We start from the raw sequence: 401 nt of genomic DNA, 5'->3' as shown, positions 1-401 counted from the left end.
CACCGATATGGACAAACCGGGGGAAGAAGCAGCACACGAAATCGCCAGCAGACTTGGCCGCCACCGCTGCTACCGGGATTACTTACCCCGAAAAGATGCAAATGACTGTTTAACCGCTGGTATTGATGCAGAGACTATAAAAGCAGCCTTTTCGTCAGCAAAAAGCTTTGCACCAGAAGGCTTACGACGTGCCTCAGACTATAAAGATCAAGTAATAGGACTTTTTTGGCCAGAACCTGAACAGCACCTTGGCTATACAGTTCCCTACCCTAAACTCAACGGCAAATTATATTTTCGGCCAGCGGAATTAACGCTGTGGAGCGGTGCGAGTGGAGCTGGGAAAAGCCAATTATTATCAGACTGTATTCCCCATTGGATTTCGCAAAAAAGTCGTCTTTGCC

At 47.6% G+C, this 401-nt stretch carries 1 pseudogene; it reads left to right on the top strand.

The annotated features are described in order from the left end of the window. Positions 1 to 401 (top strand): annotated as a pseudogene (locus J7R10_RS09245) (DNA primase); the annotation flags it as partial.

Origin of the sequence: Bartonella vinsonii subsp. berkhoffii ATCC 51672, from assembly GCF_902825225.1 — a bacterium.
GTDB lineage: Bacteria > Pseudomonadota > Alphaproteobacteria > Rhizobiales > Rhizobiaceae > Bartonella > Bartonella berkhoffii.
This window is presented reverse-complemented; position numbering and strand designations above follow the sequence as displayed.